General features: G+C 69.4%; 14 protein-coding genes. 6 read left to right on the top strand and 8 right to left on the bottom strand.

Annotated features, from left to right (window positions below):
• Positions 1-61: 61 nt before the first annotated feature.
• Both ACGFJ2_RS42990 and ACGFJ2_RS42985 read right to left on the bottom strand, forming a co-directional pair.
• Entirely contained in the window at positions 62-1,501 is a 1,440-nt protein-coding gene (locus tag ACGFJ2_RS42990; protein ID WP_393478336.1) for an ankyrin repeat domain-containing protein, read from the bottom strand.
• 160 nt (positions 1,502-1,661) lie between these two features.
• On the bottom strand, positions 1,662-2,360 hold the full coding sequence (locus ACGFJ2_RS42985) for an alpha/beta fold hydrolase (RefSeq protein WP_393478333.1): 699 nt from the start codon (positions 2,358-2,360) through the stop codon (positions 1,662-1,664).
• Positions 2,361-2,430: 70 nt separating this feature from the next.
• On the opposite strand from ACGFJ2_RS42985, the gene ACGFJ2_RS42980 reads away from it, so the two are divergent.
• The 4 genes from ACGFJ2_RS42980 to ACGFJ2_RS42965 all read left to right on the top strand — a co-directional run bounded on the left by ACGFJ2_RS42980 (position 2,431) and on the right by ACGFJ2_RS42965 (position 5,590).
• A complete protein-coding gene (locus ACGFJ2_RS42980) occupies positions 2,431-2,988 on the top strand; it encodes a TetR/AcrR family transcriptional regulator (RefSeq protein ID WP_357947156.1) in 558 nt (185 codons plus the stop codon).
• A gap of 208 nt (positions 2,989-3,196) precedes the next feature.
• On the top strand, positions 3,197-4,024 hold the full coding sequence (locus ACGFJ2_RS42975) for a helix-turn-helix transcriptional regulator (RefSeq protein WP_357947153.1): 828 nt from the start codon (positions 3,197-3,199) through the stop codon (positions 4,022-4,024).
• A 400-nt stretch (positions 4,025-4,424) separates the two neighbouring features.
• On the top strand, positions 4,425-4,703 hold the full coding sequence (locus ACGFJ2_RS42970) for a hypothetical protein (protein ID WP_393478330.1): 279 nt from the start codon (positions 4,425-4,427) through the stop codon (positions 4,701-4,703).
• Positions 4,700-5,590 carry a hypothetical protein gene (locus ACGFJ2_RS42965; RefSeq protein WP_357947147.1) on the top strand — a complete coding sequence of 297 codons (891 nt, stop codon included), beginning with the start codon at positions 4,700-4,702 and terminating at the stop codon, positions 5,588-5,590. The genes ACGFJ2_RS42970 and ACGFJ2_RS42965 overlap by 4 nt, the downstream gene beginning before the upstream one ends.
• Before the next feature lie 720 nt (positions 5,591-6,310).
• On the opposite strand, the gene ACGFJ2_RS42960 is transcribed toward ACGFJ2_RS42965, so the two are convergent.
• Positions 6,311-8,851: a ComEC/Rec2 family competence protein gene (locus tag ACGFJ2_RS42960; protein WP_393478326.1), complete on the bottom strand. Its 2,541-nt coding sequence runs from the start codon at positions 8,849-8,851 to the stop codon at positions 6,311-6,313.
• Between the two features lie 211 nt (positions 8,852-9,062).
• On the opposite strand from ACGFJ2_RS42960, the gene ACGFJ2_RS42955 reads away from it, so the two are divergent.
• Positions 9,063-9,236, top strand: a complete 174-nt coding sequence (locus tag ACGFJ2_RS42955) for a hypothetical protein (RefSeq protein ID WP_393478323.1) — start codon at positions 9,063-9,065, stop codon at positions 9,234-9,236.
• Positions 9,237-9,263: 27 nt separating this feature from the next.
• On the opposite strand, the gene ACGFJ2_RS42950 is transcribed toward ACGFJ2_RS42955, so the two are convergent.
• From ACGFJ2_RS42950 to ACGFJ2_RS42930, 5 genes are all read right to left on the bottom strand, one after another.
• Complete coding sequence (locus ACGFJ2_RS42950; protein ID WP_393478320.1) at positions 9,264-9,905, bottom strand: helix-hairpin-helix domain-containing protein; 642 nt, start codon at positions 9,903-9,905, stop codon at positions 9,264-9,266.
• Between the two features lie 781 nt (positions 9,906-10,686).
• Entirely contained in the window at positions 10,687-11,499 is an 813-nt protein-coding gene (locus ACGFJ2_RS42945; RefSeq protein WP_393478318.1) for a DegV family protein, read from the bottom strand.
• Positions 11,500-11,512: 13 nt separating this feature from the next.
• Positions 11,513-12,721, bottom strand: coding sequence for an amidohydrolase family protein (locus tag ACGFJ2_RS42940; protein ID WP_393478315.1), 1,209 nt, complete (start codon positions 12,719-12,721; stop codon positions 11,513-11,515).
• Between the two features lie 452 nt (positions 12,722-13,173).
• Positions 13,174-14,586 (bottom strand): GTPase HflX, encoded by a 1,413-nt coding sequence (gene hflX, locus ACGFJ2_RS42935; RefSeq protein WP_357948121.1) that lies wholly within the window; start codon positions 14,584-14,586, stop codon positions 13,174-13,176.
• An 83-nt stretch (positions 14,587-14,669) separates the two neighbouring features.
• Positions 14,670-15,359 (bottom strand): DUF4097 domain-containing protein, encoded by a 690-nt coding sequence (locus ACGFJ2_RS42930; protein WP_393478312.1) that lies wholly within the window; start codon positions 15,357-15,359, stop codon positions 14,670-14,672.
• A 155-nt stretch (positions 15,360-15,514) separates the two neighbouring features.
• Here ACGFJ2_RS42930 and aceB point away from each other — a divergent pair, with 155 nt between their 5' ends.
• A complete protein-coding gene (gene aceB, locus ACGFJ2_RS42925; RefSeq protein WP_357947130.1) occupies positions 15,515-17,092 on the top strand; it encodes a malate synthase A in 1,578 nt (525 codons plus the stop codon).
• The last annotated feature ends 93 nt before the right edge of the window (positions 17,093-17,185 follow it).

The following is a 17,185-nucleotide window of genomic DNA, read 5'->3' as shown; positions in this document are numbered from 1 at the left end:
TCGTGCAGCATGCCATGCGGCACCGACAAGCCGGTACTCGACGACGACGGTTACCGGACCTTCACTCCAGACTTCGCAAGTACGCCGCCGCGCGGTGCATGCCGCCGTGTTCGGCCCAGCCGAGCGGGGTCGAGTCGTACGCCGTGTCCTTGATCGCCGGGTCGGCGCCGAGCTCGATCAGTGTCTCGGCCGTCTCGACGTCGTCGTTCCAGGCCGCCGCGTGCAGCGGGGTGGATCGATGCAGGTGGTTCACGCCGAAGCCGAGACCGGCCAGCAGCCGTACCGCCGCGGGCTTGCGCTGCTCGGCGGCCCTGATGATCAGCCCGGGGAATCGTTCGAGCGCCCGCGCCAGCGGTTCCGGGCCGAATCCGGCCACCGCGTCGGCGTCGGCGCGCATGCAGGCGGCGGTGAAGGTCTCCATCTCGTCCAGTACCGCCGAGGCGCCTGCCCCGGCGAGCAACTCCGCGATCTCGGTGTGCCCGTTCAGCAGGGCGAGCTCGTAGGGGGTGCGCCCGCCGTACGCCGGATGCCCGCCCAGGCCGTCCACCTCCGCGCCGTGTGCCAGGAGCAGCCGGGCCCGCCGCGGGCAGCCGCGCAGCGCGGCAGTGGCCAGTTCGTCGCGCAGCATCTGCTGTGGAGACTGCAGCGTGGGCCCCAACCGGGCATGCCACGGACCGCCCGCGCCCCGGCCCAGGCCGAACTCCAGCAGCAGCTGAAGGTGGGCGGTGTCATCGGAGCGGGCGCCGCCGAGCCCGAGGTTGTAGAGGGTCTGGCTGTCGTTGGGGTCCGCCCCGGCCTCCAGCAGCAGCCTGGCCAGCGCCAGGCCCTGCGGATGCGGTGGCTGGTGGCCCTCTCCCCCACCGAATGCGCCGGTGAGTACGGTGAACGGCGAGGTCAGCCCGTCCCACAGGAATCCGGCGTTCGGATCGGCGCCATGGTCGAGGAGGAGCCGGGCGGCGGGCACGTACCGGCCGGGAGCGTCGAGCCGCGCGTAGGCCAGGTACAGCAGCGGCTCCCACCCGAAGGGGCCGCCCTGCTCGCGCGCGAGCCCCGGATTTTCGGCCAGCACGTCGGCCAGCGCATCGGCCGAGCCGGTGGCCGCCATGGTGAAGACGTTCGCGGTGGACAACTGCGGATGCCGGGCCAGCAGCAGGTCGGCGTCGGCGGTCCGGCCCGGGTAGTCCGTGCCATAGGTGAGGCAGGCGAGCCGCAGGAACTCCTCCGGCAACTCCTGGCTCGGCGCGACCCGGTGCGGCGAGCGGGAGTAGCGCTCGACGGTGCCGAGGTGTTCTTTGAGCTTGGGCCAGCTCGCGAAGCCGTACATGCGGGCGGTGACGAGTTGCGCGTCGGCCAGCTTGAGCGCCTCCGGCGTTCGGGGATGGAACTCGGCGACGAGCCCGAGCGCCTCAGGAACTCCCGCCTTCGCATCCTGGAGGAGCGTCTTGGCCTGCTTGCGGAGCCGTTCGAGGCTGGGGTTGTCGGGCAGGCGATGGATGGGCACGAGGGCCTCCTTTCCGTCTGGCCTGGCGTCCGCATGATCAGGCCGGAAAAGAGGTCGGGCCGGGTCGTTCGATGAGCATCAGGTGGGCTTAGCCCTGTCCGCGGACCGGTGGCGCCCTGAGCGCGCACCACCCACCCTACGCCGTGACAGCGAGCCCGGCTCAGGTCAGATCGAGGACGAGCCCGGCGACGACATCCGGCTGGGCCAGGAAGGGGTGATGCCCCGTGGCCACCTCGACCACGCGCGTGGCCCGCTTGGCCTGGGCGCGCTGCGACGCCGGAGGAGTGCCGTTGTCCTGCGCGCACACGACGTAGGTGGACGGGATCTGTTTCCAAGCCGCGGCCTGGACCGGGGCGGTGATGACGGCAGCGCTCTGCCGTACCAAGCGCGCGTGCGCCTGCTCCACCGTCTCCTGGTCGCAGTCTTGCAGGAAAGTCTGCGTGGCGAGCTCGGCGCGCACGCCGAAGGTGCCGTCAGGGCCGAAGTCCAGGTACGGCGCGGGCGTCCCGTCGCCGAACGATGCCAGGCTCTCGCCCACCTCCGGGAGGAAACTTGCGATGTACACCAGATGGCGCACCTGGGGCAGCCCTATCGCCGCGGCGCTCGCCACAACACCGCCATAACTGTGGCTGACCACGATCGTCGGCTGCTTGTCCGCCGCCAGCCATTCGCGCACGGCCGCCACGTCGTCCTCCAGGGTCGGCCCTTTCCCGCTGGGCGCGCGCCCCGTCTCCCCGCAACTCGGCAGCGGCGGAGCGGAACTCGGAACGCCGCGCGCCCCCAGCTCGCCGGCGGCCCGGTGCCACCACCATGTCCCGTCGCGTACACACGCCCCGTGGACGAACACCACCCGCACCATGACCTCCCGGATCTTCCCTGTCGGTTGGGCACGATAATATGCGTAACGCGCATTACGTCAAAGGAAGGTCATGGGACGCAAGCCACAGCCCGACATCAGAAGGTCGCTCCTCGACGCCTGCACCGACCACGTGCTGGCTCGCGGCTTGCCCACCAGCCTGACCCCGCTCGCCGAAGCCGCCGGCACCACGGCGCGCATGCTGATCTACCACTTCGGCACTCGCGAACGGCTCCTACGTGAAGTGCTCGACGAGGCCCGGCGACGGCAGCTCGGCTTCTTCGGAAAAGCGCTCGCACCAAGGGACGAACCGTACGAGGAGACCCTCGCCCGAGCCTGGCGGGTGCTGACCGGCCCTGAGGGCGCGCCCTACCTGCGCCTGTTCGGCGCCGTCCACAACACGCCCGACGGGCAGGCCCTGTGGCCCGACTTCCGCAGAGCCGCAACCACCGACTGGCTCGCGGTCCTGGAACAAGGGCTGCGCGCCCACCATGGCGCGGCGGCACCCGCACTGGCCACCGTCGCGCTCGCCGTTGTCCGCGGGCTCCTCATGGACACCGACGCCACCGGCGACACCGCCCGCACCGATGCGGCCTTCACCGCCTTCCTCGACCTGCTCCGCGCGCGGTGAGACTCGCGGGCCGCCGAATTGGCCTGAGTCGCTGCTGTTTCGCCGAAAGCAGCGGTCACATCCGGCCGAACCGTGCTCAATGGTTTCTTCATGATTTTCAAGAAACCCTACAGACGGAGGGCCGAACCCGGGCGTAGCTTCGAAGCAAACTCCATCACCCAAGCCGAGGTGGCCCGTGACAAGTCACAGCACAATCATGGAAGCGCGAATGTCGCTCGCTATCCGGCTCAAGGATTTACGCACCGCCCACACCGCGGACGGTCGGCGAATGACCGGCGACCGCCTGGCCGAGGCCATGGGGTGGCGCGGACGCAAGTCCCGCATCTCCAAAATCGAGAACGGCCAGCAGGTCCCGAGCGACGACGATATCCGCGCCTGGGCCACCGCCTGCGGAGCCGAACACGAAATACCCGACCTGCTCGCCGCCGCCCGCCATATCGACACGCTCTACACCGAATGGCGGCGCCTGGAGCGGAATGGACTGGGCCAGGTCCAGGAGGCGTTCATCCCGCTGTACGAGCGCACCACCCGATTACGCGTGTGGCAGCACTCCACCGTGCCCGGCCTGCTGCAGACCGAGGCGTACGCCCGCGCCCACCTGTCCACGATCATCTCCTTCCGCGGCATAACCGATGACCTGGACCGAGCCGTGGCGGCGCGCATGGCGCAGCAGCAGTCGCTCGGGGGTGTACGGCGCTTCGTGTTCGTACTCGGCGAGCAGACGCTGCGCACCCCCATGGTGAACCCCGCCGGGATGAACGCCCAGCTCGACCGGCTGGCCACCTACACCCGGGACAATCCCTACGTCAGCCTCGGCATCCTCCCGTACAGCCGCAAACCGCCCGTCATGCCGCCGGAGAACTTCTGGCTGTACGACGCCACCGAGGTCCGGGTCGACGGTGTCGCCGCGCAGTTCCGGATCAAGAAACCGGACGACGTCGCCGTCTACGAAAAGGCGTTCACCGCACTGGCAGAAGTGGCCGTCTACGGGCCGCTCGCGCTGTCTTGTATCGACGCGGCTCGCCCAGATCTTTAAGAAACTTTTCGAAACTTACTTGAGCGGCCACAACGCTGATTCGTACCTTCGAGGCGGACCACTTCGCGGCGGCCGGAAGGCTCCGGACTTCCAAACCCCGGCCGCCGCAAGCAAGCACCACCTCCGTGAGGAAGTCGCTGTGTCCCCCACCGCCTCACCTGCGGACACCTCCGCACACCGGCCCGCATTACCGGTGAACATCTCCGCACGTCCGATCGCGTCACCCGCGGACACCACCGCACGTCCGATCGCGCTATCTGCGGACATCACCACGCACCCATCCGCATTACCCGCAGGCACCTCCACATATCCGATCGCGGTACCCGCGGACGCCACCGCACACCCATCCGCGCTACCCGCGGACAATCTCCGCGTGTCCCCCCATAGCTGGAGCACGGCAATGATCCCCCTGCTGGACCCGCCGGCCCTGACCCGCCCGTGCGACCTCATCAACCAGGGCCCGCTCGATCAGCCGATCGGGCGAGTCGTACGCGACGACGGCACCGACGACCTGGCCGGGGCAGCGCTCCGCCCCGCGACCGAGCGAGCCGCCGCCGCCGCACAAACCATGCGCACCCCCGCTCTCCCGCTCGACGCCGAACTGCGGATCTCAGACGGCAGACGCGGCCAGTGGTACTCGGGCTGCGCCGACGTCTCCGGAAATGGAGGATTACGATGACCCGGCAGCAATGGGAAGACCTCCCGGCGAGCGTGCGCGAAACGGTAGAACTCGAATGCGGCGGCCCGGTCATCAAGGCGGAGCCCGCCGGCGAAGGCACCATGCCCGGCATCTCGGCCCGGTTACAGACCGAGAATCACAGCGTGTTCATCAAGGCCGTCGAGGCATCCGGGCCCGCTGCCAAGGCACACCGTACGGAGTCCTGGACGGCGAACGTGCTGCCCGACGAGGCTCCCGCACCGCACCTGCTGTGGCGAGGGCAGCAGGATGGGTGGCTGGTGGCCGTGTTCGAGTACATCAACGACAACAGCCGCCACGTCGACCTGACACCCGGCTCCCCCGACCTGCCCGCCGTCCTGGACACGGTGTCCCTGCTCGGCGCCCTGCTCACACCCTGTCCCCGGGGAGCGGCGCCGGTCATCGACAACATCCTGCCGCTCCTGGCCAAGCACTCCCACCTGCGCGACAAGGGCATCCCGGCGGACCGTGACCTGTACGACACCGCGATCGAACGCTTCGAACCGCGCGACCTCCGCGGCAACACGCTGCTCCACTACGACCTCGGCTCGAACAACATGCTCATCTCACAGGGCCGTGTGTACGCGATCGACTGGTCATTCTCCGCTCGGGGCGCGGCCTGGATCGACGCGGCCATGCTCGCCCCCCACCTCGTCGAAGCCGGACACACCCCAGCGGAGGTGGACGAACTGCTGTCCCGCGTACCGTCGTGGTCGTCCGCACCCCCGGACGCGGTGATCGGGCTGGCCGCACTGTGGACGCGCTTTCGCACCTACAAGGCTCGGTACGGGCCGGAGGAGAGGCGCGAGTTCCGGGCCAGGATGGCGGGCGCGGGGAGGACGTGGCTCGCGTACCGGCAATCACTGTGACGCGCCGATCCACTGACCTGCCGGGCGACCGACGTAGTGATCCACTGCGTGTTGAGCCGTTCACTTGCCAAGCCGCTGAGCTCGTGAGTCACTGACACGCCGAGCCATTCACCTGCCGAGGCACCGACGTGCCGAGCCCTGTATGCGGTGAGCTGCAAATGCTCCGGGTACCTGCTAAGCCGTTTTACGTGCTGAGCCAATTTCCCGCCTGAGCCCGCGCCGGAGGCGCCCGCCCAGACAAGGGGCGCTCGCCGGGAGGGGGGCGAGCGCCCTTCGCCTGGGCGGGCGCCTTGCTTTAGCAGGCGTCATTGCTGTCGCGGCCTCCGCAGACGCACCGCCCCCGCAGACGCACTGCCTTCGTGGACGCACCACTTCCGCAGACGCACCACTTCCGCAGACGACCGCCTTCATAGACGCACCGCCTTCGTGGACGCGACGGCCGCCGCCTTCACGCTCGGTACTCGTCCGCGAGATCCGATGCCTAACTTCATTCCGATGCCTTTCACTGCCGCATCCATCAAAAGGCCTCCGTCGACACAGCCATTGATCGGATCGCAGTCAGCTCTCACCCCTCCTTCGTCTCCTTCCTGTCCGGCGCCCCGCAGAACGGCATGCTGGAACGGACCGGTGCCGACTACCGGCCGTAGCCAGTAGTCGGACCGGTAACCGGTAGCCGGTAGCCGGACCGGTAACCGGTAACTGATCCACGGCCGGTGCCGGCTACGGGCCGCGGGCGACCACCGCCAGTTGTCCGTCCTGGTCGATGACCGCCAGGTCGCCCGCGCGGTCGGTGCGGTAGACGCGGGCGCCGAGGCGGTGCAGGAGCGCGATCGTGGACGGAGCGGGATGGCCGTAGTCGTTGTCGGCTCCTACGCTGATCAGCGCCGCGCGAGCGCCTACGGACGCGAAGAAGGCCGGGTCCAGTCGCCGCGAGCCGTGGTGCGGGACCTTGAGTACGTCCGCTCGCGGGGCGAGGCGCCGCAGCAGCGCGTCTTGAGCCTCGGTTTCGATGTCGCCGCTCAGGAGGGCCGAGCCCGCTCGCCAGCGTACGCGCGCCACGACGCTGGAGTTGTTGATCAAGCTGCCTTCCCCCTGCCCCTCGGCGTCACCCTGGGCCGGGTCGGGGGCGAGGATGGTCATCTCGGACGGGCCCAGTTGCCAGCGACTGCCCGAGGAAGGTGTCCATTCGGGAATCCGGTGGCGGGCGAGGATGGTCGCGATGCGGTTGCTCTCCTGCGGGGCGACGCGTTGCGGGCTGACGATGACCGCGCCGACACGCCTGTTCCTGAGTACGCCGGGGAGGCCGTCCACGTGGTCTGCGTGCGGGTGGGTGAGGAGTAGCAGGGGTACGTCGCGTACGTCCAGCCTGCGCAGGCAGCGGTCCATGACGACGGGGTCCGGGCCGGTGTCGACGACGATGCCACGACCGGGACCGGCCGCCAGCACCATGCCGTCGCCCTGACCGACGTCGCAGACGACCATGAGCCAGTTCGGGGGCGGCCAGGGCTTGGCCATGGGGCGGACCACGAGCCCGACCACGAGAGCCGCGGCGGCCATCGTGAGGGCCGCCGTTCTCCAGGTACGGCGTCTGAGCACGGGGATCATCACAGCCACGGCGACCATCAGAAGCCCGAGTCCCGGAAGACCGCCCGGCCATGGGAGCGTGGCGAGTGGCATGCTCACGGCCCACTGGGCGACCAGGATGATCCAGCCCACGGCGTACCCTGCCGGGATGACCAGCCACTGAGCTGCCTGCGGCCAGAGGGGAGCCACCAACGCGGCGACGAACCCGAGGATGGTCGCCGGCGCCACTGCCGGGCCCGCCAGGAGGTTGGCGGGTATGGCCACCAGGGTCAGTTGGCCGGACATCAGCACGAGAACCGGTGTCACAGCGGCCTGCGCCGCAGCGGACACGGCCACCGCCTCCGCCGCCCACCGAGGCAGCCGCAGACGGCGCCGACCTCGTCCTGGCGATGAGCGAATCGGGGCAGAGGGCGGCTCCTGGGACTCGAGGACGACATCAGGTGTGTCGGCGTCGTCGCTGTGAGGTGCCGAGTCGGAGGTGAAGGCACCAAACGCTGCCGAGTCAGCGGCTGAATTAGACGCGACGCCATCGCGAAGCACCGAATCGGACCCGATGGCCCCACGGCCCGCTGAATCGGACGTGGCCGCACCACCAACGACCCAATCGGACCCGACCACACCACGACCCGCCGAACCCGACCCGCCGGCACCACGGCCCGCTGGATCGGACGCGACGGCGCCGTATGGTGCCGAGTCGCGGAGCCGGCTGGCAGCGTCGGCCCAGGTGGGAGTGGGGTTCTCGGCAGCGGAGTGGTCGTGGGTGTCAGCGTGGGCGGGGGTTTCTTCCGGGTCGGGGCCAGTGAGGTGGGCTCGCCAGCGGGGAGCCAGGAGGAGGATGCCGGCGGTCGCGAAGACGGACAGGGCGAAGCCGTACGAACGAGCCAGTTCGGGGTCGAACAGGATGAGCAGCAGGATCGACGCGGACAGGGCCGCCACGCCGTCCTTGGTCCGGCCGGTGCCCAGGGCTATGGCGGCGGTCATACCCATGAGCAGGGCTCGGAGGACGCTGGGCGAGGGTCTGGCCACCACGGCGAAGGCGATCATCGCGATGGCGGCGAGGACGGCTCTCAGGGCGAGCGGGAAACCGGCCAGGCGGGAGAGGGCCAGGACGGCGCTGGCCACGATCGCGAGGTTCGCGCCACTAACCGCGTTCAGGTGGCTCAGGCCTGCTTCGTTGAGGTCGGCGGTGAGTTGTGGGTCCATGCGGGAGACGTCGCCCACGACCAAGCCTGGGAGGAGGCCGCGCTGGTCTGCCGGGAGTACGTCTGCGGCCGTCCGTAGACCCGCCCTGAGGGTGCCTGCCGCGGCCTGGATCCACGACGGGGACGTGAGGACGCGTGGTGACCCTCGTACGAGGAGGACGGCGCCGATCAGGTCACCCGGGGTTGCCGGTGCCAGGCGAGCGGTTACTTCCAGGCTCTGGCTCGGGAGGAGGCTGCTCCACTCGGGGCCCTGGGCGAAGACGACGACAGGGGTGTTCACCGCGATCGCTCTGCCGGCCGCACCCCGCCGAAGCGGCGATCCAAGGCTGGCTGGGGTTTGGAGGACGGTCAGGGTGGCGGGGACGACGATGCGGTCCTGGGTGAAGCGGCCGCCTCGGTGGCGTCTGATCTTCGGATCGTCGGTGAGGGTGATCTGGGCGGTGACCTGCGCTCCGCGGGTTGCCAGGTCAGCCACCGGGCCTGTGTTCACGGCGTGGACGCGCAGGGCCACTGAGGCTGAGGTCGCGGCGACGCAGATAAGAGTCGCGATGGCCACGTTGCGCCACAACCGCCGGACAGCCCCCTGAACAACCGCTCTCGAGGAAGTGCGACCGGACACGATCCCAGTGACTGAGCCCGCTTGGAGAACACGGGAACGCCTGGGGAGGGTCACGAGTGCGGACACGGTGGCTACGGCGGAGACCATCAGGCTCGTGGTCGGCGAGAAGTTCAGGACGGTCAGGAGCACGGCCGCGATGGCCGCAGCGGAGACGATCAAGCTTGTGGTCGGGGAGAAGTTCAGGAGGGTGAGGGTGGCGGCCCAGGTGGCGAGGGCGGGCAGGGCCAGGGACCAGGAGTGAGATGGGGAGGGGAGGCTGTGGGACATGTCAGACGCGGACCTTTCCCTTGATCTCCTCGTATTTCTTCGCGCCGATGCCGCTGACCTCGCGCAACTGGTCGACGCTGGTGAAGCCGCCGTGTGCGGTACGGAAGTCGGCGATGCGGGCCGCCAGGACCTCGCCCACGCCGGGGAGTTGTTCGAGTTGGTCGGGAGTGGCCGAATTGAGGTCGAGGGTCGTGGTGGCGGGGTCGGCTGAGGCGAGGCCGGGTGCGAAGCCTGGTGGGGCACCTACGACGATCTGTTCGCCGTCCACCAGGCGTCGGGCCAGGTTGACCGAGGACATGGCGGTGCTGCGGACGGGACCTCCTGCGGCCGTCACCGCGTCGGCCACCCTGGCGCCCATGGCGAGGGTGTAGAGGCCCGGCTTGCGGACCTTGCCGGTGATGTGGACGGTCACCTTGGCCGTGGGAGATGGGGCGGCGGGTCCCGGCGGGCTGGGGGGTGGGGCGGGGAAGGGTTCTGGGGTGGGTTGGGAGCGCCACGCGATCACGCCCGCCACCACCGCGGTCAGGACGGCCAGGGCTATCAGGATGCGCAGGCCCGGCCTGCCGGGGTCGAGCGAGGCGGGCGGCTTGGTGGTGACGGCCTGGCGAAAGGCCTCGAACGAGGGCGGGATCGGGGCCGTCATTCGGCTCGGCCTCTGAGTCGGCTCGTGAGAGACCGCCGCTCGGCCAGACCTCTGAGTCGGCTCGTGAGAGACCGCCGCTCGGCCAGACCTTTGAGTCGGCTCGTGCGGGGTGGAAGCGCGGCCTGACCGCACGGGCGTCCCAGGTGAGGCTCGGTCCGGCCTCACGGGCGTCTCCTGCCGGGCTGGGCCTGGTCTCACGGCCGCTTCGCGCAGGGCTGGGCCTGGCCGGACGGGCCCTTCGTGCAGGGCTCGGCCGGGCTGCGGAGTCGGGTCGTGCGGGTGTTGGAGTGCGCCGCCGGGCAGACTGGGATTGGTGAGCGACCGTAGGCGGGACTCGGCGATGGTCCGCTCGGCTGTCGCATCGTGGTTGCGCACGCCAGCGAACGTACGAGAGCGGCAGGGGCCCGCAGGCCGGTGAACGAGGTTCTGGGGACAACCGAGCCACGATCAGCCTGCCCTGTGGACGAGACAGGTTGTCCACGGCGGAAACGGTGGCAGGCCCGATCCTGCCCGGCTTGCCATACCTGAAGCTGGTCTCGCCCAGCAGGAGGTGCCACAGTGACGGGAGTGAGGCGTGGGTGTCGGCATGGCTCCGCGTGCCCGACGTCTCTTACAGGCTGCATCTCCCGGCGGCGAGTGCCGTGATCGCGCACTCGGCCGCGTGCCGTGCCGCGAGCGCGGAAGGGAAGGGCCCGCGACCGTGGGAGGCGCGGCCGGCCGGCCCGCTCGTGATACGCCACTGCCAGGCGGTGTGTGCGGCAGGAGGCGAGGCCGCAGCGCGTTAGTCGGCCGAGGTGACCGTCAGTCCCAGCATCCCGGGACCCACATGAACCCCGATAACCGCTCCCACCTCCACCACCCGCATCTCCACCGCCCCAGGCAGGCGCTTAACCAGTCGTTCGGCCAGCCCTTCCGCCCGTCCCAGCGCCCCAAGGTGCTGTACGGCGACCCGTACCTCCGCCTTGCCCGCCGCGGCCGCCACCGCCAGGTCCTCCAGCCGGGCGATGGCCCTGGTCGCGGTCCGTACCTTCTCCAGCAGCGAGACCCGCCCATCCACCAGGTGCAGCAACGGCTTGATCAGCAGTGCCGAGCCCACCAGCGAGGCCGCCGTCCCGACTCGGCCGCCTCGCCACAGGTACTCCAGCGTGTCGGCGTAGAAGTACGTCCGGGTCCGTAAGGCGCACCGCCGGGCCGCCGTCGCCACGTCCGCCGGCGATCCCCCGTCCGCGGCCGTACGGGCGGCGGCGAGCACCGGGTAGCCGAGGCCCATGGCGATCGAGCGGCTGTCGATGACCTCCACCGGTACCGGGGACTCCTTGGCGGCCAGCAGGGCGGCGGAGGCTGTGCCGGAAAAATCGCCGGAAAGGTGTATTGAGACCACGGCCGAAGCGCCGCCCGCCGCCAGCGATGAGTAGCACGCGGCGAAGCGCGCGGGTGCGGGTCTGGACGTGGTCGCCGACGACAGGTCACCGGTGAAGGAGTCCTCGTCGTACGAAAGACCGCCGGAAGTCACCTGTACGGGTACGACAGCGACACCAGGCACCGGAGGCAGGTAAGCGGTTGAATCCGTGACCACGAACACCGATGACGGCATAGTCCGAGATCAACTACTGGACCGGAGTGCCACCCCGCCAGACCCGGCGCGGCTTGAGACCGAAGGACCAGGCGAAGGCGCCCTCGTGGTCGGCGTCCCACTGGACGATGTCGGCGAGGCGACCGGGAGCCAGCACGCCGCGGTCGGGCGCGCCCAGCACGGTGGCGCCGCCGAGCGTGGCCGCCCGCAGCGCGTCGTTGACGCTCATCCCGAACGCCGACACCGCCATCGCGATGACCAGGGACATCGAGGTGATGCCGCAGTAGCCGGGGTTGTGGTCGCTGCCGAGCGCGATCTGCACACCGTGCTTGATCATCTGGCGGACCGGCGGCAGGTGGCCGCGCTGAAGCGCCGTCGCGGGGCAGACCACGGCGGGCACGCCGTAGCGGGACATGATCGCGATGTCCTCTTCGGACATGTGGTGCAGCCCGTCGGCGGAGGCGCAGCCGAGCTCGGCGGCCAGCTGAACGGCGCCGCGGCGGCTGTAGAGACCGGCGTGGATACGCGGCAGCAGGCCGACGTTGCGGCCCGAGGCGAGCACCCAGCGGGACTCCTCGGTGGTGAAGTGGCCCTCGTCGCAGTAGACGTCCACGCTGTCAGCGCCGGCGGCGGCCGCGTCGGCGCACCAGGCGCCCACGGCCTCGACGTATTCGCGCTGCCGGCCGAAGTATTCCGGCGGCACCACCTGCGCCGCGAGGAAGGTGACGTGCACCCGCGGCATCATCGGCTCCTTCTCCAGCTCGCGCAGGAGCCGCACGTCGGCGAGCTCGCCGTCGCGGGTGAGGTGGTAGCCGGTCTTGGCCTCGACGGTCGTGGTGCCGCTGAGCAGCCAGCCGCGCAGCCGCTCGCGGACGCCGTTGCACAGGGTCCACGGGTCGGTGCCGCGGGTCACGGTGACGGTCGAGCCCACGCCGCCACCCGCCGCGGTGATCGCCGAGGAGGTGGAGCCGCCGGTGCGGATCTCCAGCTCGGCGTAGCGGTTGCCCGCGTAGACGGGGTGGGTGTGCGCGTCGATGAGGCCGGGCGTGACGAGCGCCCCGCCCAGGTTTTCGACGTGGTCCACGTCGACGATGTCGTCGACAACGCCGGGCACGCTCTGCGGCAGGTCGGGCGCTCGCCCGACCCACGCGATCCGGTCGTTGTGCACAAGGATGGCCGCGTTGCTGAGGACCTCGTTGCCGGTCCAGAGGCGGCCGATGTTGGTCAGGAGCCGAACGGTCACCGCATCACCGCCCCGCGGGATCCCCCAGCTGAGCACAGTGCACAGCAGCGCACGGCTGCCGCCGCGCCCACTGAGTCGGCTCCGGGTCCGGACGACATGGGGGGTCTCCTGATCTCATCCGCTTATGGCTGTGCGGTGACCGTATCGCCAGACTCATGATCCGGCGATTTCAGTTCAGTTACGTTATTTCACAGCTGGGCTTGCTGTACAGGGTTATTCGGAAAGAAGCCCACTCATCCCAACCGCCACTCAGCCCCATCGATCCCCTGTGGCCCCCGCACGCGACCTGACTCGCAGCAGCGATCATCTGAAACCCGTGCCATTAGTGTCGTAAGACTCGGCTTATCCTAGCAATCCCAGCGTTCAGGGACCACTGCCGCCTTTGGGCAGCTCCGCAGTGATTTTGGGGGTTCCGGCCCCTCACAACCACCAAGAGCTGCCCGATGCGACCTCTAGGAGACGCGTTCGACCGGCTTGCCGGCCCGCTCCAGCTCCTGGAACAGGCTCGGGAGCACGCGCGCGTGCAGGACCGTGCCCTCCGCGACGTGGTCCACCGAGAGCACCTCGCCCTCCTTGTGGGCCCGCGAGATCAGGTCACCCCTGTCGTACGGCACGAGCAGCACGACCTCGTGGTCGAGCCTGGGCAGCTCACGCTCGATGAGTGCCATCAGCTCGGCGATGCCGGCACCGGTGCGCGCCGAGACCACGATGCTGTCGCGCTCGCGCCTGGCGATGCGGTCCAGCACCTCCTGGTCGGCGGCGTCGGCCTTGTTGATCACTACGATCTCGGGGATGTCCAAGGCGCCCTCGATGTCCGCGAAGACCTCGCGTACGGCGGCGAGCTGGCCTTCGGGGTCGGGGTGAGCGCCGTCGACCACGTGCAGGATGAGGTCGGCGTCGGCCACCTCCTCCAGCGTGGAGCGGAACGCCTCGACCAGCTGGTGCGGCAGGTGGCGGACGAAGCCGACCGTGTCGGCGATCGTGAACAGCCTGCCGTCGGGCGTGTGCGCCCGGCGTACGGTCGGGTCCAAGGTGGCGAACAGGGCGTCCTCCACCAGCACACCCGCGCCGGTGACGCGGTTGAGCAGCGAGGACTTGCCGGCGTTGGTGTAACCCGCGATCGCGACGGCCGGGACCTCCCTGCGACTGCGCCGGTGGCGCATGGTGTCGCGCGAGGTGGACATGCCGCTGATCTGGCGACGCAGCTTGGCCATGCGCTCGCGGATGCGGCGCCGGTCGAGCTCGATCTTGGTCTCACCGGGGCCACGGCCGCCGATGCCGACGCCGCCCGCGGCGCGTCCGCCGACCTGCCGGGACAGGTTGCCACCCCAGCCACGCAGGCGGGGCAGCAGGTAGCTGAGCTGGGCCAGTTCGACCTGAGCCTTGCCCTCACGGCTCTTGGCGTGCTGCGCGAAGATGTCGAGGATCAGCGCGGTGCGGTCGATGACCTTCACCTTGACCGTCTCCTCCAGCTGGCGGAGCTGGCCAGGGGCCAGTTCGCCGTCGCAGATCACGGTGTCGGCGCCGGTCGACTCGACCACGTCGCGAAGCTCGAGCGCCTTGCCCGATCCGATGTACGTGGCGGGGTCGGGCTTCTGACGGCGCTGGATGAGGCCCTCGAGGACCTCCGAACCGGCCGTTTCGGCCAGGAGCTTCAGCTCAAGAAGGGAGTTCTCGGCGTCCTCCGCCGTGCCTGAGGTCCAGACGCCGACCAGGACGACCCGCTCGAGCCGCAGCTGCCGGTATTCGACCTCGGAGACATCCTGGAGTTCGGTGGAGAGGCCCGCCACGCGGCGCAGTGCCTGGCGCTCCTCAAGGTCCATCTCGCCGGTCTCGAACTCGTCAAGCGCGGAGTATTCGTGCATTCGTGTCATCTCTAATAGGCAACGTCTGAACACCGGAGTGTCTTCCCCGATGGTGACATGACATCCCTCATGCCATCACCTGGTTATCCCGGCAACACGCTGATGTCTCCCGAGCCCGTGGTCAGCGACACCTTGTGCGGAGAGGCCGCGTCCTTGTCGACCGACACCTGCACGTCGCCCGATCCGACCTGGGTCTTCACATCATAGGCACCGGCCGGAACCCGCAGGGTGGCGTCACCGGAGCCGCACTCCAGCTCGACGCTGTCGGGCACGACGGCGAACTTCAGGTCGATGCTGCCGGAGCCGGCCTCGGCGTAGATCTTCTTGCTCCCGAGACCACTGGCGTCCACGTCCCCCGAGCCGGCGTTGGCCTCGATCTGCCCGGTCAGCTGCCTCATGGTGATGTCGCCCGAACCCGTGTCGGCGTCGATCTGAAGGCCCTTGGGGACCTCGATCTTGTAGTTGACGGTGCAACTGTCCCACCCCTTGGGGCAGCTGTAGAACACGGAGAGCGTGTCCCCGTCGACCTTGTGCTCGGCCTTCGGCTTCTCGTTGCGCCACTGGAGGGTCTCGGTGACCCGCACGGCGGTGCCGTCGTACTCGGTGAGCACGGTGTCGCCGGAGCCGCTCTTGAGCTGCAGCTTGGCGACCTTGTCCGTGACCTGGTACGTGACGGTGTCCTGGTTGGTCGGGCCGGCCAGGTCCTTCAGCCCGCAGCCCGTCAGCAGTAATGCCGAGGCGAGAAGGCCACCCGCGATCACGATCGTCTTCATGAGACAGATCCTCGCGTGCACAGGGGATGCCGTACATCGGGGTTTCCCCCTGACCCTCCCCCAGGGGACCCCCACCTTGAACCGGGGACCGCCCATGAAGTAGCTTCACTTCCATAATCCAGAACCAATTTTCCACATCATGGAAGAAGGGGCGTATGGAGATCACCGGCCCGATGCTCGACCGCTTCGACGAGGTCCTCACGCCGGAGGCGCTCGCCTTCGTGGAGAGCCTGCAGCGGGAGTTCGACGCGACCCGCCAGGAGCTGCTGGAAGCCCGGCGCGTACGGCAGGCGGAGCTGTCGGCGGGCGGCCGGCTCGACTTCCTGCCGGAGACCAAGGAGGTCAGGGAGAGCGACTGGAGCGTCGCGCCGCCGGCCCCGGGGCTGGAGGACCGCCGGGTCGAGATCACCGGCCCGGTCGACCGCAAGATGACGATCAACGCGCTCAACTCAGGGGCCAAGGTCTGGCTCGCCGACTTCGAGGACGCCAACTCCCCGCTCTGGGCCAACTGCGTCAGCGGCCACCTCAACCTGCGCGCCGCGCTCGACCGGACGATCGACTTCGAGACCGGCGGCAAGACGTACGCGCTCAAACCCGACGCCGAGCTGGCCACCATCGTGGTCCGGCCGCGCGGCTGGCACCTGGACGAGAAGCACGCCCTGGTGGACGGGCGGCCGGTGTCGGCCTCGCTGTTCGACTTCGGGCTCTACTTCTTCCACTGCGCCCAGCGGCAGCTGGACAAGGGGCGCGGCCCGTACTTCTACCTGCCGAAGATGGAGTCGCACCTGGAGGCGCGGCTCTGGAACCAGGTGTTCGTCCGCGCCCAGGACCTGCTGGGCATCCCCCAGGGGACGATCAGGGCGACCGTGCTGATCGAGACGTACCCGGCCGCGTTCGAGATGGAGGAGATCCTCTACGAGCTGCGCGACCACTCGGCCGGGCTCAACGCGGGCCGCTGGGACTACCTGTTCAGCGTGATCAAGAAGTTCCGCACCCGGGGCCGGGAGTTCCTGCTGCCCGAGCGCAACGCGGTCACCATGACCGCGCCGTTCATGCGCGCGTACACCGAGCTGCTCGTCCGGACCTGCCACAAGCGGGGCGCGCACGCGATCGGGGGGATGGCGGCGTTCATCCCCTCGCGGCGCGACGCCGAGGTCAACGCGACGGCTCTGGAGAAGGTGCGGGCCGACAAGACGCGCGAGTCGGGCGACGGCTTCGACGGCTCCTGGGTCGCGCACCCCGACCTGGTGCCGATCTGCCGCGAGGTGTTCGACGGCGTGCTGGGGTCGCGGCCCAACCAGCTCGACAGGACGCGCGAGGAGGTCTCGGTCTCGGCCGCCGATCTGCTGGCGGTCTCCGAGACGCCGGGTGACATCACCGAGGCCGGGCTGCGCGCCAACGTGGACGTGGCGCTGCGCTACCTGGCCGCCTGGATGGGCGGGCTCGGCGCGGTGGCGATCCACAACCTCATGGAGGACGCGGCCACGGCGGAGATCTCCCGCTCGCAGATCTGGCAGTGGATCCACAACGACATCACGCTCGCCGACACGGGCGCGACGGTGACGAAGGAGCTGGTCGAACGGATCATCGCGGAGGAGCTGGCGAAGATCGCGGCCGAGCCGGGCTACGACGAACTGCTGTACGCGCAGGCCACGGCGCTGTTCAAGGAGGTCGCGCTGGACGACGACTTCGCCGAGTTCCTGACGCTTCCCGCATATGCCCGCATGCCGTAATCACGAAATTTCCGGATATATCCGGCGGGCCAGCGCCGGATATATCCGGAAAGGTAGTGCGATTGACCGGGTATGACCAAGGATGGCGGAGAG

The sequence above is a fragment of the Nonomuraea sp. NPDC049028 genome (assembly GCF_043197735.1).
In the GTDB taxonomy this organism is placed as follows: Bacteria; Actinomycetota; Actinomycetes; order Streptosporangiales; family Streptosporangiaceae; genus Nonomuraea.
This window is presented reverse-complemented; position numbering and strand designations above follow the sequence as displayed.

Excerpts from the sequence above, each read along its gene's own strand:
- ACGFJ2_RS42985 (WP_393478333.1), bottom strand. The coding sequence starts at position 2,360 with ATGGTGCGGGTGGTGTTCGTCCACGGGGCGTGTGTACGCGACGGGACA.
- ACGFJ2_RS42980 (WP_357947156.1), top strand. The coding sequence starts at position 2,431 with ATGGGACGCAAGCCACAGCCCGACATCAGAAGGTCGCTCCTCGACGCC.
- ACGFJ2_RS42975 (WP_357947153.1), top strand. The coding sequence starts at position 3,197 with ATGTCGCTCGCTATCCGGCTCAAGGATTTACGCACCGCCCACACCGCG.
- ACGFJ2_RS42970 (WP_393478330.1), top strand. The coding sequence starts at position 4,425 with ATGATCCCCCTGCTGGACCCGCCGGCCCTGACCCGCCCGTGCGACCTC.
- ACGFJ2_RS42965 (WP_357947147.1), top strand. The coding sequence starts at position 4,700 with ATGACCCGGCAGCAATGGGAAGACCTCCCGGCGAGCGTGCGCGAAACG.
- ACGFJ2_RS42950 (WP_393478320.1), bottom strand. The coding sequence starts at position 9,905 with ATGACGGCCCCGATCCCGCCCTCGTTCGAGGCCTTTCGCCAGGCCGTC.
- ACGFJ2_RS42945 (WP_393478318.1), bottom strand. The coding sequence starts at position 11,499 with ATGCCGTCATCGGTGTTCGTGGTCACGGATTCAACCGCTTACCTGCCT.
- hflX (WP_357948121.1), bottom strand. The coding sequence starts at position 14,586 with ATGCACGAATACTCCGCGCTTGACGAGTTCGAGACCGGCGAGATGGAC.
- ACGFJ2_RS42930 (WP_393478312.1), bottom strand. The coding sequence starts at position 15,359 with ATGAAGACGATCGTGATCGCGGGTGGCCTTCTCGCCTCGGCATTACTG.
- aceB (WP_357947130.1), top strand. The coding sequence starts at position 15,515 with ATGGAGATCACCGGCCCGATGCTCGACCGCTTCGACGAGGTCCTCACG.